This is a genomic window from Psychrobacter sp., from assembly GCF_049295055.1.
Classification (GTDB): domain Bacteria; phylum Pseudomonadota; class Gammaproteobacteria; order Pseudomonadales; family Moraxellaceae; genus Psychrobacter.
On the sequence record NZ_JBAQQF010000033.1, the window covers coordinates 1 to 25,402 of the forward strand.

Below are 25,402 nucleotides of genomic sequence, written 5' to 3' on the forward strand. Positions count from 1 at the left end.
TATTTCAAAAAAACTATAGTCAGTTCAATGTAAAAACGATATAGCGGAACTAGGATGAATTTTTTGCAGCCTCTGTCAGCCTAGGCACAGCAAGCCAGAAAAACTCATCCTAGTCTCGCGTGATAAAATAACGTATCTGTTTTATTGGGTATCGACTATAGATCACCAAAGCTTTGGAACAAAAAAGACCTCTCAATCAAAATCTTATAACGATCGATTAAGAGGTCTTTTTTTTATGTATAGCTGTTTATGTCGTTTGCATACATTCAATAGTCAAATTATTTATAGGCTTCGGCTAAAAAATCTAAATAACGTTTCCAAGAACGCTCATCAGCGCGAGCATCATAGCTATCACTGCCGAACACGCTAAAGGCATGTGGCGCACTACTATAAGTGACCATTTCATGCGGTACTTTTGCCGCTTCTAACGTCTTGCCCAAAGTGGCAAAGCTTTCAAGGGAGACGGATTCATCCGCAGACCCATGAAATACTAAGATTTCGCCAGTCGTCTTATCATAACTTTGACCCGTTGGGGTATCAAAGGCACCATGAAAGGGTACGAACGCTTTTTGCGGGAACCCTGAGCGTGCTAGCTCTAAAGCAACCGTACCGCCAAAACAATAGCCCATCGTGATGCCTGTGCGTGCGTCATTGCCTTGCGCTTGACCAGCATTTAATGCGCCTTGTAGCAAGCGGCGCATCTTACTGCGATCGTCATATAATGCGGCAGTTAAGCGTTTATTATCTGCAATAGTCGTCGGGCGGATACCCTGGCCAAACATATCAGCAGCCAGTACGTTATAACCTTCATTCGCCAGCATATCAGCGCGTTTGCGCTCATAATCGGTTAGCCCATCCCAATCATGAATCAATAAGATAAACGGTGCATTGATCTTATCTGCTTTGGCGTAATAGCCTTCGTAAATCTGGTTGTCTACCGTATAAGTCACGTTTTTAGTCGTAATAGCAGCAGCGGTTTGGCTAAGCAGTAATGCCATTAAGCCCAAAGAGGCACTATACAATAATTGTTCGCTGTAGCGCTTAGATGGTTTGGTAAAAATAGATGTCAATGTCATAGCTAGCCTCATTATGTTAGTGAAAAGTAGCGTACTTAAAGGTCAATCTACCCTTTTATCCATAATGAGCAGACATCTATCAAAGAATAGCGTAAAGAATAACGACATGACAAGCCTATATTATTAAAAATAATAGGCATTAAAATCGTTTTTAAAATTAAGAGCTGCCTATTTTGCTTAACCAAATATCAACACGCTTAACGATATAGATGACATACCTGTCGTCGGTTTTTGAGTAAGATAATAGTTGAACTCAGCATTGCTACCTCAGCATTTTTATCTCAGCAGTGCTTGAGTCAATTTTATGCTTAACCGTGCCACAACGCAGAAAATGAACGGACATTTGAAGTCGCAATTATTTCTATGGATATAAAAACTGTGTTGGCGCTTATTGAATGGTCTATCTATAGCCCATTTTTACTCATTAGCTAGCTAGGATATTTTATGAATAAGAATATTGATCATACTGACCCCGCTAAAGATATGAATACGACACGTGGTAATGGCGGTGAAACCCATCAACGTGCCGGTGATGACACTAAAGTGCTCACGACCCAGCAGGGTGTGGCAATTTCTGATAATCAAAACTCACTTAAAGCAGGCCCACGTGGTCCAACGTTATTAGAGGATTTTGTCTTACGTGAAAAAATCCATCACTTTGACCATGAGCGTATCCCGGAACGTATTGTCCATGCACGTGGTAGTGCCGCACATGGTTATTTTGAGCTGACCGAGTCGCTAGAAGACTATACGATAGCGAAGATTTTGACTGAAACTGGCAAACAAACCCCTTTATTCACGCGCTTTTCGACTGTGGCTGGTAGTCAAGGCTCAAAAGATACCCCACGTGATGTGCGCGGTTTTTCAGTTAAAGTTTATACCGAAGAAGGCAATTGGGATTTGGTGGGTAATGATATGCCCATTTTCTTTATCCAAGATGCGATGAAGTTTCCAGATCTTGTCCATGCGGTCAAACCTGAACCTGATCGCGGTTTTCCGCAAGCAGCTTCTGCCCATGATACCTTTTGGGATTTCGTTTCATTAAGTCCTGAAACCATGCACAATGTTATTTGGCTGATGAGTGATAGAGGCTTGCCGCGTAGCCTGCGTATGGTTGAAGGTTTTGGTATTCATAGCTATCGTCTGATTAATAAAGAAGGTAAAAGTACCTTTATGCGTTTCTATTGGAAGCCAGTACTCGGTGTGCAGTCAACGACATGGGATGAAGCCGTAAAAATCTCTGGTGCTGATCCTGATTATCATCGCCGTGATTTGTTTGAAGCGATTAACAATGGCGATTTCCCTGAATGGGAATTTGGTGTGCAACTATTTACCGAAGAAGAAGCCAATGAATTTCCATTTGATCATTTAGATGCTACCAAGCTAATTCCAGAAGAAATGGTGCCAGTCAAAATCGTCGGTAAAATGGTGTTAAACCGCTATCCTGATAACTTCTTTGCTGAAACAGAACAAGTCGCTTTCTGCCCATCGCATGTACCGCCTGGTATCGATTTTAGTAATGATCCTTTACTTCAAGGTCGACTGTTTAGCTACTTAGATACTCAGCTTTCTCGCTTAGGCTCACCGAACTTTGCGCAAATTCCAATCAATGCACCGAAATGTCCGTTTGCTAACAATCAGCAAGATGGTCATATGCAGATGCAAGTGCCAAAGACTCGTGTGCTATATGAACCACAAAGTTTGGATCCAACTAGGCCACGTGAAAGCGCCAAAAGAGGTTTTGAATCGTTCCATGAGCAATTAGACGATGGGGTTAAAGGTCGGATACGTGCTGAAAGCTTCGCTGACCATTATAGTCAGCCACGTATGTTCTATCTTAGCCAAACGCCAATTGAGCAAGCACATATTGCCTCAGCCTATGCCTTTGAGCTTGGCAAGGTAGATACGGCGCATGTGCGCGCTCGTACGCTCAGTCATTTGCGCAATATTGATGAAGACTTGGCGAGCCGTGTTGCTAAAGCGCTTGGTATGGATCTGCCTGAAGCGGCTGAAGCTGCCGCACCTGTGCAAGATATGGACGTTTCTCCTGCCGTAAGAACGATTGGTCTGTCACCTAAGAGCCTAAAAGGTCGCATGATTGGTATTTTAGTGGCGGAAGGCTCAAAACATAGTGAAATAGAGAAATACGAGAAGGCGGTGCAAGCGGAAGGCGCAAGCGTGAAGATTATTGCCCCAGGTCGTGAAGTCACACTTGATGATGGCACACGTATTCAGTCTGCTGAGCGTGTTGCTGGTGCGCCATCAGTGATGTTCGATGCGGTCGTCAGTATCATTATGCCAGACCAAGCTAAAAAATTGGCTAAAGACAGCTCAACGCTAGATTGGTTCACAGATGCTTATGTGCATTGTAAAGCGATTTCTTATTGCGGGGCGACCGATGAATTTATCTTAAGTAAGCTGCCCATTGAAAAAGACGCTTTTGTCACGCCATTGTCTGATTTGGATGCCTTTATTGATAATGCTAAATCGCGTCTATGGGAGCGTGAGCCGAAGGTTCGTGACTTAGCTTAGAACTTAGTGTAAATCACGTCAATTAGCAATAGTATTAACCATAATCTGCCATACCCTTGAACTCAGCCTATGTGCTGAGTTTTTGCATTTTTAATCATTTATAAAGAGCAATAGAATAGGGTCGTTGTTTATAATTTTATGCGGAATTTTATTGCAAGTATCAAAATTAAAACAAATATGATTAAACTATGGACACAAGCGTTCACTCAAAGTCATTTATTTTACAGTAACGGGCGTTATACTAGAACGTTATATTTAATCAATCATAATCAATTATAAAGAATAAAAAGCACCACAATAATGACCAAGAATAGGTCAAGGAAGATAAATGAGTTTATGTAATATCGTACGGTTAGACGGATATATTCAAAGCAGTTACCTGGCGGTATATCCAGACAAAATCCTACTACTTGATGGCTGTTGCCGTGCTGATGTATCAATAGTGCTGGATTATATTAAACACACTTTAGAGCGACCAGTAAGCGATTTAAAAGTAGTTATGGTCACTCATATGCATCCTGACCATGCAGGTGGGGCACATAAATTTAGAAAAGAAACCGGCTGCTTAATAGTCTCTGCGGATAAGGTAAAGCAATGGTATGACGGAGTAGGTGGGCGCGTCATGCATCTGGCAGATATCGGTCTTGCTTACTATGTGGCGAGGCGACAAGGCCGCTCACCTAAGTATCTTTGGTATGCAGCGCATTTAAAGCCTGATCTGACCGTTATCGATGGTGACAGTATTCCTAAGTTTGATGATTGGCAGGTATTAGAGACGCCAGGGCATACAGATCGTGACTTGTCGCTGTTTCATACGCCAAGCCGTCAGATTTATACAGCAGATTTAATCATCAAACTGCACCATAAATTTGTGGCACCATTCCCTATTTATGACCCCAAAGTATATAGTCAGTCACTGCAAAAAGTAAAAGATTTGCAGCCAAGCAATGTTTTGATGGCACACGGTTGCGAGCTAGATATTGATACGGCCACTTTTGATATGCTGATTGCTCAAGCACCTAAGCATCGACGTACGATTAAAGACACGATTAAGCATAAGCTACTTTGGGGTCAAAATGATGGGGTTCTTATGCGTAAAAATAAGCGCTAAATTGGCAATAAAAAGTACTTAAGCTAATAAAGCACTTGATCAAAAAGTTTTCAAAGTAGTATAGTCGATACCCAATAAAACAGATATGCTATTTTATCACGCGAGACTAGGATGAGTTTTTCTGGCTTGCTGTGCCTACGCCGACAGAGGCTGCAAAAAATTCATCCTAGTTCCGCTTTACCGTTTTTACATTGAACTGACTATACTCAAAAAACATTCAAAAAAAAGGCCCAATCATTAAATGACTGGGCTTTTCTAAATATGGTGGGCCGACCGCGACTCGAACGCGGGACCAATTGATTAAAAGTCAACTGCTCTACCAACTGAGCTATCGGCCCTGAGCGAAGACAATATTCTATCAACACTAGGTTTAAACTTACTACTAAAGAATTTACCTTGGATAAACTCTAGGAGATATTCTAACAGAAAATCTCCTAGAGTTTCTAGTTTATTAAGTCACTACCTTATAGGGTGGTGTACATAATAAATATACTACTAAATATGGTGGGCCGACCGCGACTCGAACGCGGGACCAATTGATTAAAAGTCAACTGCTCTACCAACTGAGCTATCGGCCCTGAGAAGCGTTAAAAAATTGTATGACAATTTTAGCTTCGCAAGATAAATTTCCTTAAAGGGAAATTTATTAAAACTAGACATCTAAAAAATGTCTATAAGCTTGATTTCTTTATCTATCGAGTTACCAATATCAAAAGAGACAACAAACTTGTTTTCCCGTTTAGATTATTTGTATCTCTAAACGTGAGAGCACATTATATATATAATTAGGACAATTACAACCCCGAATTATCAAAAAGGTGAAAATCTCATGTAATAAGTGATAATTATTTAAATTTAACGATTATTTAGGTTTTGAGCTTCTTTCTAAGCCAGTTATTATTGCGGTCAATTTTAAAACAGTAGCTTTTGAATCTGGTGCTCAGAATATCTCTAATCTCTAGAGAGGGCTTCTACAGGGTCAAGTTTGGCCGCATTTCGTGCTGGTAAAAAGCCAAAAACAACACCGATAAGCGTCGAGCAAACAAAGGCGGCGATAATAGACGTTGATGAGTAGATGACTTTAAAGCTGTCGCCGCCGACACGGTTAATCAGCTCGCCGATCGCAAAAGCCATACCAATACCTAATAGTCCGCCTAAGATACAGACCAAGACAGCTTCGATAAGGAACTGCTGCATGATGTCGCTTTGGCGAGCGCCGACTGCCATACGTACCCCAATCTCATTGGTGCGCTCGGTCACTGATACCAGCATAATGTTCATAACGCCGATACCACCTACAATTAACGAGATAATAGCGATAGATGAGATCAGTAAGGTTAATGCAGCGGTAGTAGATTCGATAGTTTGGCGGATAGAGTCGGAGTTACGTATGCGAAAGTCATCGGTACCATGACGGCTTTCCATGAGCTCAGAGATGGCAGATTCAGCAGCAGAGGAGGAGATATTATTGTCAATCAACGCGACGAAGCTTTCAATATAGGCGCTGCCGATCACTCGCGACATCATAGTGGTGTAGGGCATGTATAACGTTGGAGAATCTGCACCTCTACCAAAGCCGCCTTCGTTTGGTTCTAGCACCCCAATCACACGCCCAGGGACGCTGCCTATCATCACTACTTCACCGATGGGATTGGCATTGTCAGGAAAAAATGTCTTGCTAGCATTGTTATCAATAATGATGTCTTGGGTACGGCGTAATATGCTTTGTTCATCAAATCCTTGACCCATTGCAAGCTTTTCACCGCTCACATCGAGATAATCTTTGCCAACGCCATTGATACTAGCGGCTTCTTGAACGTTGCGATAGCGGACATTCATATTGCTATTGAGCTGTGGACTGACACTGACGACATAAGGCTGATCAGCGACTGCTTGCGCGTCTTGCGGGGTTAGATTGTCATCATTGTATTGGCGTCTAGGGTCGCCGTATGGGTAGCCGTCGGTGACGGTGATGGTATTGGTACCTAATGAGCTGATATTGGACAGAATTTGCGCTTGTGAGCCTTTACCAAGACCGACAACTGACACCACGGAAGCAATACCAATAATAATCCCTAACATCGTCAATAAAGTGCGCATTTTATGAGCACGCATGGCCAGTAACGACATTTTGAAAGCTTCAAATAAACGGTCGATAAAGCTGCTCAAGGCACTTTTACGGTGCTTATCTATCATGGGTGTCGGTTGTGCTTCTTCTTGCTGATAGTTCTCATTTTTATAGTCAGCAATGATATAACCATCTTTAAGTTCGATCACACGCTCAGCTTGTGCAGCAAGACCTGGATCATGTGTCACCATGATAATGGTATGACCCTGCGCATTTAAGTCTTTTAAGATTTGTACGACATCTTCGCCTGATTTGCTATCAAGCGCGCCTGTTGGCTCATCTGCTAAGATGATATCACCACCGTTCATCAGCGCTCTGGCAATAGACACACGCTGCTGCTGCCCACCTGATAGTTGGCTTGGACGATTATTCACTTTGTCTGCCAGTCCTAAGTCTGACAATAGCTTTTCGGCGCGCTCATTACGGGCTTGTCCGTCCATACCCGCATAAACGGCAGGCACAGATACGTTGTCGCGAGCGTTGATATCACCCAATAGATGATAGCGCTGAAAAATAAAACCAAAGTGCTCACGGCGTAGTTTTGCTAGCTCGTCGGCCTCTAAGCTACTAACCGACTGACCAAATACTTGATAGTCGCCCGCAGTCGCTTGATCTAAGCAACCCAAGATATTCATCAAGGTTGATTTACCTGAGCCTGATTGCCCAATAATAGCAACCATTTCACCTTGATTAATGGTCAAATTGATATCATGCAAGACGCGAATGGTCTGCTCGCCAGCTTTAAACTCTCTAATTAATCCTTTAACTTGCATCAAAGGAGTATCGGCTGTGGCTTTAGAAATTGGGTATTGGGTACTCATTTGATGTCCTGCTTATCTCAATCAATATCAAAGCGACTCTGCTAATATCGTCGATTCAATTTAAATTTATCAAAATCTTGTAGCATCGTTTATATATCTACAAGTAGCTCTATTATGCCAGCATAAATTGAATCAACGATACGAAAGTCTCAATGGTTGACATCTATTCTTAATCATAAATTTCAGCATGTATTTAGATATGCTGTGATGAGAGTCTATGATTAGAATGGTCGACCACCTCTACCGCTTTTGCCACCTTTATCAGGACCTTCTTCGCTTAATATGACTTCATCGCCTGCCTTGAGACCACTTAATATCTCAGCATTGACACGGTTATTGATACCTACTTTGACCATTTGCTCAACGACTTCGCCATCGGCTTTTAGAACGCGGACATTGGCCATGGTTGTGTTAGAGTCGTTATCAGGTTTCTTATCAAGCTTATTAACAGACTTGTTATTAGCATTAGGCGCAGTGCTAGAATCTGGTTTAGGACTTTTAGAGTTCTTAGGTTTTCTAGATTTACCAGCAGGTTGTAAGGCGGCAGAAGGAATTAATAAGGCGTTTTTAGCTTGATTAATAACGATATAAACTTGCGCTGTCATATCGATACGGAAGCGGCGCTCGGTATTTGGCACCTCGATATAACCGACATAATAGATGGCGGCATCGGTAGAGCTGGTATCGCTGATTTTTTCAGGAGCAGGTTCAATCGCTTTGAGAGTCGCATTATATTTTTGGTCGGGGTTACCAATAATATTAAAATAGACTGGCAGACCTGCTTGCACGTTAATGACGTCGGCTTCAGAGATTTGCGCATTGATACGCACAGTGGATAAATCGGCTAAGGTGACAATGGTTGGTGCACTTTGATTGGCGTTAACCGTCGTACCTTGCTCCGTCGTGACCGATACTATAGTACCTGACATCGGCGCACGAATAGTGGTGTAGCTTAAATCTTCCTGCGCGGTGCTAACGTTGGTCTGAGATTTACGTAACGCTGCCTGCTGGCTATTAATATTTGCTGCAGTGGTTGCAATTGCCGCTTTGGCCGTGTCGATTGAAGCACGCGCATTGGCGACTGCTGCTTGAGCGGTTTGAACCTTTGTCCCTTGGGTATCATAATCTTGCTGCGATATCGCATCGATAGCGAGTAAGCCTTGCAAGCGTGAAAAATCTGCTTGCGCTTGTCTTAACTCGGCTTGACGGCTGGCAAGATCAGCTTGGGCGCTTTTTAAACCTGCTTGCCGACTTAACGATTCTGCTCGCGCACTTTGCAGGGCGGCTTCGCTTTGCTCAAGGCTCGCTTGCTCGTTGCTTAAACTATTCTTTTGGGTGACTTGGTCAATTTGCGCAATTAAATCGCCTTTTTTTACTTCGTCGCCGACTTCAACGAATAGACGCGTCACTTCACCAGATACCTGCGCGCCAACGTCTACTGTATTTAGCGCTTTCACTTTACCAGAAGCCATGACGTTATTTTCGATATCGCCAATCTCAGCGGTCGCCGTTAGATAGTTGGGCGTGATTTCTTTTGGTTTTAAGGTTTTATAGGCCAACGCCCCTAAAGCTACGATGACTAGGGCGATAATGCCCCATTTAATAGCAGACTTTTTGCTCATTTTGCGCATGACAACAATCCAATCACAATTAAATCAAGTGTAGCTATAGTAGAGGCTTCATGAGCAAAAGGGAATGGCAATTAGTTTGCGAAAGGTTAAGAAAGACCGCTGAAGTAACAAAGAAGGAACGCTAAAGTTAAATTTAAAAAGGGCGTTTAGAGTTGTGAGCAGAGTTGGTCTAGGAAAGAGTAGGGTATAATTAGAAGTGTTATTTATAAAAGCTTATTTATTAAAGCTTAAATATAATATATGAAAAATTATCAATAATAAGCAGAAGACAGCATCTTTGCTTATTCATATTCATTTAGCCTCAAACAATCGCTTCCCTGATAGTTCCAACGCTGCTTGTAATAATAGCTCCCAAGCTGGTTGAATGACAAGCCCTTTGATTGCTTGATCACAGCGATAAAGTAACGCAGGCCATGCTGCTGTTTGCGCTTTTGATTGACGGCGACAAGCTTGCTGGTATAAGCCTTGTTTGCTACGCCAAATACCAAGAGCTTGCGGGTCTTGCCCATCCATTAGCTGCATAATTTGGCGCATGTCTTTACTGATTGACCATAAAACCAAGGTTGTTGGTTCATCAGTGGCTTTGAGCTGGAAGATGATTTTGGCTACTTGCGCGCTATTACCAGCAAGCATCGCATCTGATAAATCAAACACACTAAATTGGGCATCACTGACCAAAGCGGCTTGCAAGTCACTAATATCTAATGCAACGTTTGTAATAGGCTGGCTAGAGGTATTCTCGTGATTAGCATTATCACCATCATTATTTGCCATTAGCTGCGGCGCAAATAAGTAGGATAACCGCCATAAAGCTTGATAGGCGCTTAGTAAATGATGTTCAGTATGCAACATGAGTAGCTGCCAAGCATCTTGAGACAGCGTTAAGCCAAATTGCTGGGCCTGTATCTGTAATAGCTGCTGGCGCTGCTGCTCATTATATAAATTGCAGTCGATAACATGGCCGTATTGAGCAAATGGCGCAAACCACTTGCTGCTTTGGGCACGTTTGTCTTGTTTGGACGTTAACCATAGTAGGCTATTACTATGCGCACCGGTTTGAGCGTCCTGTGCAAAGCGCTCTAGCTCGGTGATAGCCGCTTTATCAGGCTTATGATTGCCCGTCACAATCAATGCACTGGCATCATCAAATAAAGACTGGCTACCAAGCTCTGATAGTACTTCTTGCCAGCTCTTAACCGACACCAGCTCTATGCGTTTGATGGCATAGTTTTGCGCGCGCCAATGCGGTCGCAAGGCATCAATTAGCCATTGACTCAGTAACGGCTCATCCCCATGTGCCAACCATAAGCCAGCTACTGCAACTGAGGATTGTAGTAGTTTTGGATAGGCTTTTATAAAAGTATCTTGCATAGAGAGATAAGAACACAGGGTTATGGATATGGATTTAAAAAGTACAATTTTAAAAAGTGCAATTTTAGAAGGAGCAATCGGCTAAAAACTAAGGTTTGGGTACGATAACGACATTAGAGGCTGAGCCTTTACCAATTTGAGCAGATGTGTTGGCGCTGGCAGGTGTCACTTTAGGCAGCGCAATCGCGACATACTGATCGGTAATACGGCGCGCTAAACTGTCATAGAGCCAGTCACGAATTTGATCACCTTGCTGGTCATCGGTACTCACCGACGCTTCGTTATACTGATAGCTACGCTCAACTTGAATAGGATTGGTAAGCGTCACAGGCTTGCCATTTTCAATACTTTGATAGCTGACATTGGCTGACAATACTAAGCGAATTTCCGTTAATACGCCGACCAATTCATAACGCTTAAAACGTATGTTATTGACAGTAATGGCAGCGATGGTTTCAGCGCCTGCTCGTTGGTTATTATTAGTAACGTCAGCCAAGGTCATATTATCAATCACGTCGACACCTAGTGCTTCTAGGCGCCTTGTGAGTGGTAACTTCAGTGGAAATGAGGTGCGATTGTCTTCGATAATCACGGCTGTTTTAGCCACATCAAACAACATGGGTGCGCCATAACCGCGTAGTTGAAAGCCGCAACCACTAATACTAGCAGTCGCACCAACTATTGCAAATATTGGCAAAGCCGCAAGTAATGCTGTCACTAGTTTTTGTCTAATCGGCTTGTTAGGCATACGCTTTTGTCCCTTTGATGGTGTTTGATGTGACGGCATAGCAGGGTGTTTATATGACATAGTCGCTATCCTTATTTTTATAATAAGACCTAAAAAGCACTGTTTAAAAAAGCATTATTAAAAAAGCAATGTTTAAAAACGTCATGCCTAAATAGGTCTAGCCTGCAACCACAATATTGACCAGCTTATTAGGTACGACAATCTCTTTTTTAATCTCACCGGTAAGGAATTTTGCCACACTTTCAATCGCCCGTGCCTGTACTTTTATCTGCTCAGGGTCGCTATTTGGCGCCACATCCATCTTACCGCGCATTTTACCATTGACCTGAATCACCATTGTAACCATGTCTTGCACCAGTGCGCTCTCATCGACCGCAGGGTAGTTTAGATTCACAGTATCAAGACCTAGTTGCTCAAGTAAATGCTCACCGATGTGTGGCGCATATACCGATAGCATAATCAATAAATCAATGAGTGCCTCATGTTGTACTTGCAGATCTTGCTCGCTACTGGCTTTAAAATTACCTAGCTCGTTTGCCAGCTCCATCAGGCTAGAAACAGGCGTGTTTAGCGCCAAACGCTTACCTAAATCACTGTCAATCTTACCGATAGTCTCGTGAGTCTTACGGCGTAATGACTTTGCTTCTTTACTTAAGTTATCCGTATTCAATGTATCATTATTAAGCGTACTATTATTCAGGGTATCAGTGCTTAAGTTGGCAGTAGCTAGCGCTTGTACATGCTCAGAAGCAATGCGCCAGACTTTTTTAACAAAGTTATAAGGACCTTTTAGGGCGTCATCAGACCATTCAAGCGTTTGATCAGCAGGCGCAGTAAACAAGGTATATAAACGAACCGTGTCAGCGCCGTATTTATCAATAGTAATCTGTGGATCGACACCGTTGTTTTTTGACTTAGACATCTTCTCAATTTTGCCGATCGTTACTGGCTGACCATCTGACTTTAAGATGGCTTTAATCGGCTGACCGCGCTCGTTAAAGTCAATATCGATGTCTTTAGTGAAGTAATAAGTCGTACTGCCATCGGCATTGACGCGATAGAAGGTGCCCGCAAGTACCATACCTTGGGTCATTAGATTCTTAAAAGGTTCATCGCCTGATACTAAGTTCTCATCGCGCATCAGCTTATGGAAGAAGCGCGCATACAGTAGATGCATAACGGCATGTTCAACACCGCCGATATATTGATCGACAGGCAACCATTTATTCGCCGCTGACTTATTGACCATGTTGGTCGTATCATGCGGGCTAGCAAAGCGCGCATAGTACCAGCTTGATTCAACAAAGGTATCAAAGGTATCGGTTTCGCGCTCAGCAGGACTGCCGCATTTAGGACAAGTAGTATTCACAAATTCTGGTATATTTTTAAGCGGATTACCACGTCCATCAGGGACAACATCAGTCGGTAAAATAACAGGTAAATCTTGCTCATCAACCGGTACGGTACCGCAATGCTCACAATTGACCATTGGAATAGGGCAGCCCCAATAGCGCTGGCGAGAAACACCCCAATCACGCAGACGGAATTGGATTTTTTTGTTAGCAAGTTTTTGTGGCTCAAGCTTAGCAAGCATCGCTGCAAACGCTTGCTCAAAATCTAGGCCATCAAATTCGCCTGAATTGACCAAGTTATTACGCTCGGTATAAGCACGGTTGCTTTCAGTGTTATTTTCTTTGGCGTCAGCTTCCGCTTCATCGAAATAGCCAGCTGGAATATCAATCACTTGCTTAATAGGTAAGCTATATTTGATAGCAAACTCGTAATCACGCTCATCATGCGCAGGAACCGCCATGACTGCACCAGAGCCATAGCTCATCAATACATAGTTGGCAACCCAAACTGGCACTTGTGCGCCTGTCAGCGGATGCGTGACCGTAAGACCGCTATCCATACCGATTTTTTCTGCTTTAGCAAGGTCGGCTTCAGCGACTGAGCCTTTTTTGCAAAGTGCGCAAAATGCGGCAATCTTTTCATCATGCTCAGAGGCGTATTGTGCTAAAGGATGCTCAGCAGCAACGGCAACATAAGTCACGCCCATCAAAGTATCAGGACGAGTGGTAAACACATTTAACGTATTCTGTTCACCTGCCAGCTCATAAGGGAAATGTACTTCCATACCAGCACTACGACCAATCCAGTTACGCTGCATGGTAATAACTTCAGACGGCCAATGACCTTCTAGTTGATCCAAATCATCTAATAGCTCATCGGCATAATCGGTGATGTTGAAATAATACATCGGAATATCACGTTTTTCGACCATCGCGCCACTACGCCAGCCTTTACCATCGATGACTTGCTCATTGGCTAAGACAGTGTTGTCTACCGGATCCCAGTTAACAGTCGCAAGCTTTTTATAGACCAAGCCTTTTTTGTATAATTGCAAAAACAACCACTGCTCCCACTGATAATATTCAGGGCTACAAGTGGCAAATTCACGTGACCAGTCAATAGACAAACCAAGCAATTTTAGCTGCGCGCGCATACTGTCAATATTTTCAAATGTCCATTTGGCAGGCGGTGTCTGATTGGCAATCGCGGCGTTTTCAGCTGGCAAGCCAAAACCGTCCCAACCCATTGGCTGCATGACTTCATAGCCTTTAAGGCGGTAGTAACGGCTTAAGACGTCAGAAATAGTATAGTTACGGACGTGACCCATATGCAGCTTGCCGCTTGGGTAAGGAAACATTGACAGCATATAACGGCTAGGCTTATCGCTTGGCTCATTGCTCACTTCAAAGCGCTTATCTGTTGCCCATTTGGCTTGCTGCTGCGCTTCAATAAGTTGCGGCTGATATTGGCTATTATCGTTAGAAGTATTATTAGTATGGTCTGTATTAGCAGTTTCTGCTGTCACGGCGTTGCTCATAGTTAGCTCGGAATTGGTTATTACATGATAAATGGGGTGAAATTTTATAATGCCATAGCATAGCGTAATTTGATAAAAATTGCGACGATATGATGCTGCCTTTGCGCGATAGCTTTGTCGTTTAAATGGGTACATCTCACCATATCTATATCTGATGCTCAACAGCCTTAGAGGTTATTTGGGTATAATAAACAGTAATGTTAATTAACGAGGAATCTTATGAGTATTATCATTTACGGTATCAAATCATGTAGCACGATGAAGAAAGCTTTTACCAAGCTTGACGAGTTAGGTGTCATCTATGATTTCCATGATTATAAAAAACAAGGTATTGAGAAAGAAAGCGTTCAGCGCTGGGTTGATGGTTTAGGTATTGATAAAGTGCTGAATAAGCGTGGCACGACATGGCGCAAGTTGGATGACAGTCAAAAGCAAGCGGCAGATAGCGATGTGGATAAAGCGATTGATTTGCTCGTAGAAAATACCAGCATGCTTAAGCGTCCGATAGTTGAAGGACAGTCAGTGCTATTATGCGGTTATGATGAGGCAGAGTTTGATGCGGTTTTTTTATAAATAAAACATTTTCATAAATAGCTCATTACCATCAAAGTGTCACTTTCATTTCTTAGAACTTATGCTAATGTTATTAGGATTAAGATAGCTAGTTTATAATGTTCAAGGATGAGGATAAGACTATGAAAAAGTTATTGTTAATGGCAACACTTGCCGTAGCACCTTTAATGGTTACAAGCGTACAAGCGGCGGATACGTCAACCAAGATAACCTTTGCAAAAGACAGCTACTGCGGTAGTTTTACTGGCAATATCAAGAATGGCAAAGTGTTCCGTTTATGGCTGATGCCCGATCAAAACTTAGTTATTCGTAACGTTGGTGACGATCAAATCAATGTCGCTTATGTCTCAGGACCTACTGGACGCTTAAGCGGCGATCGCTATGATAATGAAACGTCTTATATTACCCAGCGCAAAGGCAATCATCATATGAAAGTTTATGGCAATAGTAGCCATAGCGCTGTTGAATTCTGCGCTTATTAACTGCTTTTAGGTTAAGCCCTTGTAAGAAACTAGAAAGTTAGAAAACTAAAAAAGCCCGAACTTAGAGGTTAAATGCTAAGTTCGGGCTTTTTGATGCCAGTTATTATGATAGCTTGATAGTTTGCTAGCTTAATGACGAGTCTAAGTCACGACTGATCAAGGTACCGACACCTTCGTTGGTGAAAATCTCTAGAAGCGTCGCATGAGGGACGCGACCATCGACAATGACCGCGCTTTTGACACCGCCACGAACCGCATCAAGCGCACATTGAATCTTTGGAATCATACCGCCTGAAATTGTACCATCTGCAATCAGCCCATCCACGCTTTTAGGCGTCAAACCAGTGACTACTTCACCATCACGACCCAACACCCCTTTGATATTGGTCAGTAGCATTAATTTTTCTGCTTGTAAAAATTCCGCCACTTTACCCGCGACCAAATCCGCATTGATATTATAAGTATTGCCTTCGCTATCAACACCAAGCGGGGCAATAACAGGTATAAAGTTGGAGGCAATGAGCATATTAATGACCTCTTTATTGACGCTCACCACATCACCGACAAAGCCTAAATCTACTGGTACCGCAATACCATCTTCGCCAATTTTTTCCATCTTCAGCTTTTTAGCTAAGATTAAATTGGCATCTTTACCAGTTAAACCAATGGCGCTACCACCATGCTTGTTGATTAAGCTGACGATAGATTTGTTGACGCTACCGCCTAATACCATCTCGACGATATCCATCGTGCTTTTGTCGGTGACGCGCATACCGTCGATACGGTCTGACTGACGCCCAAGCTCTTTTAATAGGTTGTCCACTTGTGGACCACCGCCGTGTACGACGACAGGATGCATGCCAACTGTTTTTAATAGCACGATATCGCGGGCAAACGAGCTTTCAAGTTCGGGGTCAGTCATGGCATTGCCACCGTATTTGACCACGATGAGCTTATCGACAAAGCGTTGAATATAGGGCAGGGCTGTGGTCAAGACTTCAGCGGTAATTTTGGCTTCATCCAAATTAAGTGTCATTATAAACTCCTAAAATACCGTGTTAAGCGGTTGGTTGTTTCTATAGTAAAAATGGGTAAATACAAATAAATGGCGAAAATCAGCTCGAACAGCTGTTGCTTAGCGATGTTCAATTTTTAGCAAAATAGCAACTCAGGTAATTGGCTATTCAGGAGGAATAGCCATAATTAGCGCTGCTAAATTCTCATCAAATGGACGACATAAAGCGGCGAATTTTGCTTGAATGTCTTTTAGGTCCTCTACGCTGTCACCAGCAAAGCGTGCGGTTAAATTGTGGCTAGTATTTGATTGACGTATTACCCCAAAACCGTGCGTAAAATCTAAACGCACGCCATCAATACAGCTCAACTTTGTCCCGATTGGTAAGAGTTCTTTTGCTTCTTCTAAAGTTATAGAGTGTTTTTGAGCACGACAAGTACAATGCGCTGGTGCACAGTTGATGACAGCCTGGTCATTAGAATGAGCAGTAACAGTTGATGTTACTTTTATAAGTTGTTGCAAATACAAGCACAGCCGAGTCAACTGCTCGACGATTGAGCAGTCTGTCAAAGCTGTCTTTGGACGCGGTAAGTAATGATCAGCGGTGCTGACGATGACTGGCAAGCTATAAATGATATCAGCGAGATTGGTTGTCAGATTCAGGCTGCTAGCAGTGTAAGACAACCAATGTAGGAGGCGTAATGCCGCGTACATAGCATCATCATAAAGGATAAAATAGCCATCATTAAATATAAAATGCCCTGATAACTCGCCAGCAAAAACAATTTGGCCAGCAGAGCGTTGCATTTGTAGGCGCATCAGGCTGCTACCTGTCCTGCTCATCACTGGTATCGCGCCGAGTTCGGTAATGAGCTTGGGTAAATGATGGCAGCATTTAATGTCAAAGAGAATTTGCGGTGATAATTGCGAATTGCTTAGAAATTTAGGACGTTTAGTCAGCGCTACTTGTGCCAATAAATATAATAAATGGTCAGGCGTAACAACCTTACCGTTATTATCGACAATCATCAATCTATCGCCATCGCCATCAAACGCGATGCCTATATCTGCTTGATGCATAATAACGCTTTGCTGCAGCTGCTTAAGCCGATGCGGTTCAGTAGGATCAGGATTGCCAGAGGGGAAATTTCCATCTGCGGTATCGTTGAGCATAATAACACGTTGGCAAAAGCGCTCAAATAAGGGTTGGGCGATATTGCTGGTTGCACCATGCATACAGTCTATAACAACCACCAAATCAAGCTTGCAAGAGAAGAGTTTTTGGCTATCAGTAGTATGATTAATAGATGCTTCGTTAGTGTGTGGATAGAGCTGTTTAAACACTCGCACAATAGTATCTGTATAAGTCGCTGCGACTTGTTCAGCTGACAAATAAGCTTGTTCTATGATAGGGCGATTTTTAGCTGTTTTTAACGATTCATTATCTTTATGGAGAGCCATTTTTTGCAGTTCATGCTGATATAAGCCACTTTCTACCAGTAGACTATTATCTAAGGATCGTACAACTAATTGCTGATGAATTACTTGCTGGTAAAGCGCCTGAATGTCTTCTACGCTAGGCGATTGATGGTTGAATAACCACTTAATACCTAAAATGTCTTTAGCAGAGTGACTGGCTGTTACGACAATGCCATGACCCTGATTTTGCTCTGCCCAAAAAACCATCATAGGGGTAGTAATTAACCCGAGCTGGATAACTTGTAAGCCGCATTCGGTCAATATATGGGTGAGTGTCTTAGCAATAGTGTCACTACCGCAGCGCACATCATAGCCAATCACGATAATACTTTTATTATTATCAATGTTTTTTTGCAATTGATAAAGATGAGCAAACGCATGCCCCAGTGCCTGGATAAAGTCAGTGGCGAAATGCTGGCGCGACCCGCGAATGTCATAAGCACGAAATAAGGAGTGCTGCGCCGCAAAAAATGGCATTACTGACTCTCCTTATTATCGTGATTGATTGGGTGATTAATGGTTTGGTGCTTAATAAAAAATGAACAGTCGTATCTGGCTATGTATGTAATTTATAGCACTACTTATTATAGTGTTTCAAAAGCCACTTCTTATATTATTTCAAAAGCCGCTACTATTGACGACCAGAATGTCCAAAACCACCGGCACCGCGGGTGCTGGTATCACTAAATTTTGTCACGACTTCAAACTCAGGGCGTGCAACGGGTACAACCACATATTGCGCCATGCGCTCTGCTGGATTGAGAACAAAGTCTTCATTGCTGCGATTCCAAATACTGACCATCAACTCACCCTGATAATCGGCATCAATCAAGCCGACTAAATTACCCAAAACGATACCGTGTTTATGACCAAGACCTGAGCGCGGTAAAATCATGCCAGCATAGTTAGGGTCTTGAATATAAACAGCGAGACCAGTACCAATCAAATGCGTTGCACCAGCTTTAATGGTCAAAGGCTCATCGATACAAGCACGTAGATCAATACCAGCACTACCATCAGTGGCGCGTGTTGGTAGCGAAAACGCTTCATCTTCAGTGATTTTAGGGTTTAATACTTTAACTTGTACTGCTTGCATAACACACTCACTTAGCGATTTAATGGTTTTATAAATGTTATTTTTTCATCTAAGAAATACGATTGACGATTTTTTTGAAGCTATATATTCGATTATAGTATTAGCAGGCTTGCTAAACCCAAAAACGACATAAAGCCGACAATATCAGTTACGGTAGTCAGGATCACTGAGGCAGATAACGCAGGATCGATATTCATGCGCTTTAGCATCAACGGAATACTAATTCCTGAGACGTTGGCGGCGGTCATATTAATCGCAATAGCCAGACCGATGACCGCACTAATTTTAATGTTATGAAACCACAATTGCGCAATAAACGCCATGATTATCGCCCATATGATACCGTTTATCGCCCCAACCCACAGCTCTTTATTTAGTAACCATAAACGGTTAGAACCACCGATTTGACCCATGGCCATACCGCGAATGACGACGGTGAGCGTCTGTGAACCTGCAATACCGCCCATACTAGCGACCACTGGCATGAGTATCGCTAGTGCCACTACTTTTGCCAATACTGCCTCAAACTGTCCAATCACAGCGGCCGCCAATAGGGCGGTACATAAGTTAATTCCCAACCAAATACTACGGCTTTTGGCACTGGTTAAAATAGGCGCAAACAGCTCCTCATCTTGACTGACACCAGCAAGGTTTTTCATGGTGCTATCGACATCATCTTGGATAATTTCCATGATATCCTCACCATTTAACTGACCGACCAGTTCGCCATGACTATTAATGACAGGGGCAAAGCGAATGTCTTCTGAGCGAAAAATTGCGGCGGCATCTTGAATATCTAGGCGATCGTTAATAGTGATAGCGATATCAATCAAATCAGCAACTAAGGTATTTTGATCATGTTTAATCAAATCAGCTAGACTCAATAAGCCAAGCAGTTGCTGGCTTTGATCGACGACCAATAGCTCTTGGCTTTCATCGTCGAGCAGCTCAATATCTTCTCGCAGCCAGTTTTGTACATCAGCTAACGTCATATCTTCTCTGACCTGAATCAGCTCAGGATCCATATAACTACCAACCTCCCAGTCGGCATAGGTATCGAGTTTATTGACCTGAACACGTATATCTTCGTCCAAGGTTGCCATCACCGAGGTACGCACGCTCTCGGTTACGGTATCCAAAATCTCTGAGATGTCTTGTGCATCGAGGTCTTGGGTAAACAGCGATATCTCTTTTGAGGAGACGTTCTCTAGTAATGGCTGGCGTGTATCAAACTCTAACTCGGCGAGGACTTCACCTTTAATATTCTCTGGAACTTGCGCCCAAATCAATAGTCGGTTTTGGGTAGGAAATGACTCTAGTAAGTTGGCAATCTCATATTCTGACTGCTTGGCTAAAAACTCAGTAATGGCCACATACGCTTTATCAGCTACCAGCTCTTGCAAATAAAGCAGCTTATATTCGGCGCTATACTCAGCCGGATTATAATCTCCCTGTCGTGTCGGTGGTCGTTCTATATTCGGCGTAGGGACGGGCATAAATGTTCCAAGTTTTAAACTTCTAGGTTTTAGATTTCTATGTTTTTTAAAAATATAAATGACAATAACGGCTGTAATCTTGGTTATCAGTCAGTCGTTGTAATGCTCATTTAAGCATTTGTATAAGCATTAGCGATTACCCAATAACGCCCGGATATTAGCCAAGTATTCATCAGCGACGGCTTCAGGATCTTTGGTGGCTTTTTTCTTCTTGGCTTTAGCTGGCCAGTCGATATGCTCTTCTGGTAGCTCATCTAAAAATCGTGATTCAGAAGTGACGCGCATCTGACCACCTGCACGGCGCTGAGTAGCTAGTGTCAAGGTCAGCTCACGACGGGCGCGAGTAATGCCTACATACATTAAGCGGCGTTCTTCGTCGACAGTCTCGCTTAAGATAGAGTTGCGATGCGGTAGCATTTCTTCTTCAAGCCCCATAATATAAACAAAATCAAACTCCAAGCCTTTTGCCGCATGCAAGGTCATCAGATTAACTTTATTGGTATTTTCTTCTTCTTGCTGCTGCTCAAGCATATCAAGCAACACCAGCTTGCGAATAATGGTATCAATCGTCCGGTCTTCATCTTCTTCAGCGCGATTAATCAGCGATTGGATACTGGTATAGAGCATATCGATATTGTCGATACGGTTTTTTTCTTGTTGCGGGGTTTTAGAGTCACTACGGACAAAGTCAATGTAACCGGTCTCATCGATCATCTGACGTACGATAGGCACAGGGTCCGGGTGTCCGTCCAGCTCACGAGTATAATGCTCAATAAAATCACCAAACTCTTTTAAAGTGCCATAAGCTTTCGATGGCAGCACATGAGTCAGTCCACCATGGGTACAAGATGCCAATAGCGAGATGCTATGTTCCTGTGAAAATAAGCCAAGCTTCTCAAGCGTTGCTGGCCCCATACCACGCTTGGGTGTATTAATGACACGCAAAAATGCACTGTCGTCTTCTGGATTGAGAATTAAACGCAAGTAGCCCATGACGTCTTTGATTTCACTACGGGCAAAGAATGATTGACCGCCGGATAATTTATAAGGGACTTGCAGTTGACGCAGTTGTGCTTCTAACATGCGCGCCTGAAAGTTACTGCGATACAGGACGGCATACTGCTCCCATTCATTACCAAAGCGCAGTTTATGGGTGACGATTTCTTTTGCCACGCGCTCGGACTCATCATCGTCATTACGGCAATTGATAATACGGATTTTTTCGCCTTGGCCTTTATCTGACCACAGCTTTTTTTCAAATAAATGCTCGTTATTGGTAATAACGGCGTTAGCAGAAGTCAAAATACGACTGGTCGAACGGTAGTTTTGCTCGAGCATCACAATTTTTAATTTTGGAAAATCTTCTTTGAGCAGCGCCATGTTTTCAGGCTTTGCACCGCGCCACGCATAGATAGACTGGTCGTCATCACCAACGACGGTAAAGCGTCCTTGTGGTCCGACCAAATATTTAATCATCTCGTACTGGGCAGTATTGGTATCTTGATATTCATCGACGAGCAAGTAACGAATACGGTTTTGCCATTTATCACGTAGATCTCTATTTTCACGTAATATTTTAGTTGGCAGTACAATCAAGTCATCAAAATCAACCGCATTGTAAGCACGCAAGTTACGCTCATATAGCGCATAAAGCGTCGCAAAAATCATATCTTCTGGATCGTCTAAGGTTTCCATCGCCTTATCAGGTTCAATCAAATCGTTTTTCCAATCAGAAATCATTTTGATCGCTTTACCAACCAGCTCACGACTCTCAGCGCCCGATAAGTTGTCGCGCATCATCAGCTCCATCAATAGACGCTTACTGTCGTCACTGTCCATGATGGAAAAGTTGCCCTTTAGCGGTGTATGAATCAGCTCATAACGTAAAAACTGCAGCCCAAATTGGTGAAAGGTCGATACCGTCAGCCCGCGCGTCTTTTCGCTCGGAAGTAATTTACTGACGCGAGCTTTCATTTCGCGCGCGGCTTTATTGGTAAAGGTCACCGCCGTGATGCGCTCCGCTGGCATGTTACATTCTTCAATAAGATAAGCAATTTTGCGCGTAATCACTGATGTCTTACCGGAACCGGCACCTGCTAGCACAAGCAATGGACCTGATACGTAGAGCATCGCTTCTTGTTGTTTGGGATTAAGTTGACTCATAAGATGACCTGTAAGACAAAAGCAAAAAAGAGGGTAGTGCTGAGCGCAGCGTCGTTAAATAAACGTTACGGCTATCATCAAATCGATATAGTTGATACCCAATAAAACAGATACGTTATTTTATCACGCGAGACTAGGATGAGTTTTTCTGGCTTGCTGTGCCTACGCCGACAGAGGCTGCAAAAAATTCATCCTAGTTCCGCTGTATCGTTTTTACATTGAACTGACTATATTGAACTGGCTATATAGGCTCGATTTTTAATAAAATAAATCAGATAATTAAGGCCATAAGAATGGCTATGTAATGACGTTGTCGTAAGTTCAAAATAAAATACGTACGATTGCCACAACTATTCTACTGGTGTAAATTTTTCTCGCTTACTATGCACTTTGTCAGACAGAGGCTTCGAAAAATTTATACCAGCCATACCGTATTTTTTTTATAATGAATCGACTAATAAGCCATCGAAATTAGGTGGGCCATTATAAAGCAAAAATCATCGCTTTGGGTGCGGAGTTGGCGGATACAAAAGGTGTCGTAAAGCATTTGGTTTTCGAGAGTTATTGTGCTTATTATAGCGAGTTATAAAAAATATGGATTTAGGCTTAATATAAGGTACCGTCTATATCATAGTTTATAGTGCAAAAAACACATCTTTTTTGCAGATAAAGTGACCGTTCAATACAGTTAAAAACTAGCTTTTGATTGCCGATATGCGTATAGTACGTAAATAATTTATGCCAGTTGTCACGTCATTGTTGACCACGTGTAATGAGCTATTAAATCAATTAAGTAAACTATCAAATATGATATTGATTTAATACGTTGATCTTACGTTGTTAGAAGATGCGTTGGGCGACCAGCCTTTTATTCGCGTATATAGCGGACATTCTACAGTTGGTCACGTCTGACATCGTCGTCAATAAGCTTGATAATTGGTTATTACCAGCACAGACCCTAAAATAGTTACTTAAATACATAGTTGCTTAAGTACGTAGTTACTTAAATACAGTGACTTAATGACAGTTACTTTGTGTTTTCGTCTGTGTTACGCCTGTCGCTAGACGACCTTTAATGGGTCAGTCCTCGCGCTGCGCTTAACACTCGATTGGGTGAGGAGCACGTATTATCATGTCTGCTTTTAATTGGTCAGCCATTGCTTTTATTTTAGCCGCCATTGGGCTCGTTATTTTTATGCTGGTCGTTCCGCGCTTGCTCGGCGGTCGCTCTCACGGCTCACAAAAAGAAGAAGTATTTGAAGCGGGTGTTGTCGGAGCTGGCAACGCCCGCATTCGTTTGTCTGCTAAATTCTATTTGGTGGCAATCTTCTTTGTGATCTTTGACTTAGAAGCGCTGTATTTATATGCTTATGCCGTTTCGGTACGTGAAGCGGGTTGGCTTGGTTTTGCAGCAGCAGCGATATTTATCACTATCTTAATCATTGGCTTGGTATACGAGTTGAGCTTAGGTGCGATGAACTGGGCACCTTCTGATAAGCGTTTGAAAAAACCCCGTTTATACGCCGCTCCTGCAGGTTTCAGTTTGGCAGATATCACCCAGTTTGATGGTGTTGATGAGCTAATGGTTGACCCCACGGGCAAGATACCTGCGCAGTCTTCAGGACAGATTAACGTCTCAAACAATATTGAGACCAATCGCCGTCACCTGAAAAATCTCGATCATAATATTAATACCACGGGTAATGTTACTTCTGTGGACTTTGCGACGTCTGCGCAAGTAGATAACGTGAAGCATTAATCGGCTTTGATAGTTGTTATTTCGACTATTTTTGCCTTGATTTTTAATAGTTTATAAAGATAGACACAGCAGTATGATGACGCAAGCAGGTTTGTAGTATAAATATATTAATGGTCACTTATTAATAATAGAAGTTACGGCAATAGTGATGACAAGATAATGGTCACGCTTCGCTTAAAATAAAGGTTGTATGTTATGAAATACACATTAACGAAAGCCAATCCTGATGCAGACGTTTATCCTGCACAGACTCGTGAAACGGTTAATGACCCGATGGAAGATGAGGTCAATAAAAACGTCTTTATGGGTCGTCTAGAAGATCTTGTGCATTCGACAGCAAACTGGGGGCGCAAGCACTCATTGTGGCCATTTAACTTTGGTACGTCTTGCTGCTATGTCGAATATGCTACTACGCTCACCGCCGTTCACGATTTGTCACGTTTTGGTGCAGAAGTTATTCGTGCGTCACCCCGTCAGGCAGATGTGATGATCGTCGCTGGTACTTGCTTTGTGAAAATGGCACCGGTTATTCAACGCCTTTATGAGCAAATGCTTGAGCCGAAATGGGTCATCTCCATGGGTGCTTGTGCCAACTCGGGCGGTATGTATGATATCTATTCAGTCGTACAAGGCGTGGATAAAATTATTCCAGTTGATGTCTATATACCAGGCTGTCCGCCGCGTCCAGAAGCGTTGATTCAAGGCTTGATGTTATTGCAAGAATCTATTACTAAAGAACGTCGCCCGTTAGGTATCCATGTCAACGATCAGGGTATTTATCAGCCACAAATGATGGCTGAGCGTGATCGTAAACAAGCGGATCGTATCGCTGTGAAAAACTTACGTAGCCCAGATAGCATTTAGGTAAATGGTATTTAGGCAGATAGTTTTTATTTAGATAGTCTTTATTCAGATAGTTTTTATTTAAATAGCATTGGCTTGGCAACTCTCGGTAAATTGGCTCAATAGTTAATAATTCGTAGCAATGCTAAGTATGCGTACGCTCATCATAATTTGGTTATGACTAACAT

The 25,402-nt window shown here is 42.7% G+C and carries 17 protein-coding genes and 2 tRNA genes; 6 read left to right on the plus strand and 13 right to left on the minus strand.

All coding sequences use genetic code 11. The features are described 5' to 3' along the window. Positions 1–278: 278 nt before the first annotated feature. Positions 279–1,076, minus strand: coding sequence for a dienelactone hydrolase family protein (locus WAZ74_RS04115; RefSeq protein ID WP_422306089.1), 798 nt, complete (start codon positions 1,074–1,076; stop codon positions 279–281). Positions 1,077–1,520: 444 nt separating this feature from the next. On the opposite strand from WAZ74_RS04115, the gene WAZ74_RS04120 reads away from it, so the two are divergent. Together WAZ74_RS04120 and WAZ74_RS04125 are read left to right on the plus strand one after the other, a co-directional pair. Beyond that, on the plus strand, positions 1,521–3,608 hold the full coding sequence (locus WAZ74_RS04120; RefSeq protein ID WP_422306091.1) for a catalase: 2,088 nt from the start codon (positions 1,521–1,523) through the stop codon (positions 3,606–3,608). 328 nt (positions 3,609–3,936) lie between these two features. Further along, positions 3,937–4,719 (plus strand): MBL fold metallo-hydrolase, encoded by a 783-nt coding sequence (locus WAZ74_RS04125; protein ID WP_422306093.1) that lies wholly within the window; start codon positions 3,937–3,939, stop codon positions 4,717–4,719. A gap of 262 nt (positions 4,720–4,981) precedes the next feature. Here WAZ74_RS04125 and WAZ74_RS04130 read toward each other — a convergent pair. The 7 genes from WAZ74_RS04130 to leuS form a co-directional block, all read right to left on the minus strand. Further along, positions 4,982–5,057, minus strand: a tRNA-Lys gene (locus WAZ74_RS04130). Positions 5,058–5,221: 164 nt separating this feature from the next. Then, positions 5,222–5,297, minus strand: a tRNA-Lys gene (locus WAZ74_RS04135). Between the two features lie 373 nt (positions 5,298–5,670). Continuing rightward, entirely contained in the window at positions 5,671–7,668 is a 1,998-nt protein-coding gene (locus tag WAZ74_RS04140; RefSeq protein ID WP_422306095.1) for a MacB family efflux pump subunit, read from the minus strand. A 221-nt stretch (positions 7,669–7,889) separates the two neighbouring features. Then, positions 7,890–9,299: an efflux RND transporter periplasmic adaptor subunit gene (locus WAZ74_RS04145; protein ID WP_422306097.1), complete on the minus strand. Its 1,410-nt coding sequence runs from the start codon at positions 9,297–9,299 to the stop codon at positions 7,890–7,892. A gap of 291 nt (positions 9,300–9,590) precedes the next feature. Further along, positions 9,591–10,670 carry a DNA polymerase III subunit delta gene (locus tag WAZ74_RS04150; protein ID WP_422306099.1) on the minus strand — a complete coding sequence of 360 codons (1,080 nt, stop codon included), beginning with the start codon at positions 10,668–10,670 and terminating at the stop codon, positions 9,591–9,593. 88 nt (positions 10,671–10,758) lie between these two features. Next, positions 10,759–11,478 (minus strand): hypothetical protein, encoded by a 720-nt coding sequence (locus tag WAZ74_RS04155; protein ID WP_422306101.1) that lies wholly within the window; start codon positions 11,476–11,478, stop codon positions 10,759–10,761. A 97-nt stretch (positions 11,479–11,575) separates the two neighbouring features. Further along, positions 11,576–14,308 (minus strand): leucine--tRNA ligase, encoded by a 2,733-nt coding sequence (gene leuS / locus WAZ74_RS04160; RefSeq protein WP_422306103.1) that lies wholly within the window; start codon positions 14,306–14,308, stop codon positions 11,576–11,578. Positions 14,309–14,527: 219 nt separating this feature from the next. Here leuS and WAZ74_RS04165 point away from each other — a divergent pair, with 219 nt between their 5' ends. Together WAZ74_RS04165 and WAZ74_RS04170 are read left to right on the plus strand one after the other, a co-directional pair. After that, positions 14,528–14,881: a Spx/MgsR family RNA polymerase-binding regulatory protein gene (locus tag WAZ74_RS04165; RefSeq protein ID WP_422306105.1), complete on the plus strand. Its 354-nt coding sequence runs from the start codon at positions 14,528–14,530 to the stop codon at positions 14,879–14,881. Positions 14,882–15,003: 122 nt separating this feature from the next. Further along, positions 15,004–15,363 carry a hypothetical protein gene (locus tag WAZ74_RS04170; protein WP_422306107.1) on the plus strand — a complete coding sequence of 120 codons (360 nt, stop codon included), beginning with the start codon at positions 15,004–15,006 and terminating at the stop codon, positions 15,361–15,363. 124 nt (positions 15,364–15,487) lie between these two features. Here the strand turns inward: WAZ74_RS04170 and argB are convergent, their stop codons facing one another. The 5 genes from argB to WAZ74_RS04195 form a co-directional block, all read right to left on the minus strand. Further along, positions 15,488–16,399, minus strand: coding sequence for an acetylglutamate kinase (gene argB / locus WAZ74_RS04175; protein ID WP_422306109.1), 912 nt, complete (start codon positions 16,397–16,399; stop codon positions 15,488–15,490). 144 nt (positions 16,400–16,543) lie between these two features. Further along, positions 16,544–18,334, minus strand: coding sequence for a phosphomannomutase (locus tag WAZ74_RS04180; protein WP_422306111.1), 1,791 nt, complete (start codon positions 18,332–18,334; stop codon positions 16,544–16,546). Positions 18,335–18,488: 154 nt separating this feature from the next. Beyond that, positions 18,489–18,953: a dUTP diphosphatase gene (gene dut / locus WAZ74_RS04185; protein WP_422306113.1), complete on the minus strand. Its 465-nt coding sequence runs from the start codon at positions 18,951–18,953 to the stop codon at positions 18,489–18,491. A 92-nt stretch (positions 18,954–19,045) separates the two neighbouring features. Beyond that, positions 19,046–20,449, minus strand: coding sequence for a magnesium transporter (gene mgtE / locus WAZ74_RS04190; RefSeq protein WP_422306115.1), 1,404 nt, complete (start codon positions 20,447–20,449; stop codon positions 19,046–19,048). Positions 20,450–20,578: 129 nt separating this feature from the next. Then, a complete protein-coding gene (locus tag WAZ74_RS04195; protein WP_422306117.1) occupies positions 20,579–22,612 on the minus strand; it encodes a UvrD-helicase domain-containing protein in 2,034 nt (677 codons plus the stop codon). A gap of 1,132 nt (positions 22,613–23,744) precedes the next feature. On the opposite strand from WAZ74_RS04195, the gene ndhC reads away from it, so the two are divergent. Further along, positions 23,745–24,371 carry an NADH-quinone oxidoreductase subunit A gene (ndhC, locus tag WAZ74_RS04200; RefSeq protein ID WP_422306119.1) on the plus strand — a complete coding sequence of 209 codons (627 nt, stop codon included), beginning with the start codon at positions 23,745–23,747 and terminating at the stop codon, positions 24,369–24,371. A 195-nt stretch (positions 24,372–24,566) separates the two neighbouring features. Next, positions 24,567–25,235, plus strand: coding sequence for a NuoB/complex I 20 kDa subunit family protein (locus WAZ74_RS04205; RefSeq protein WP_422306121.1), 669 nt, complete (start codon positions 24,567–24,569; stop codon positions 25,233–25,235). The last annotated feature ends 167 nt before the right edge of the window (positions 25,236–25,402 follow it).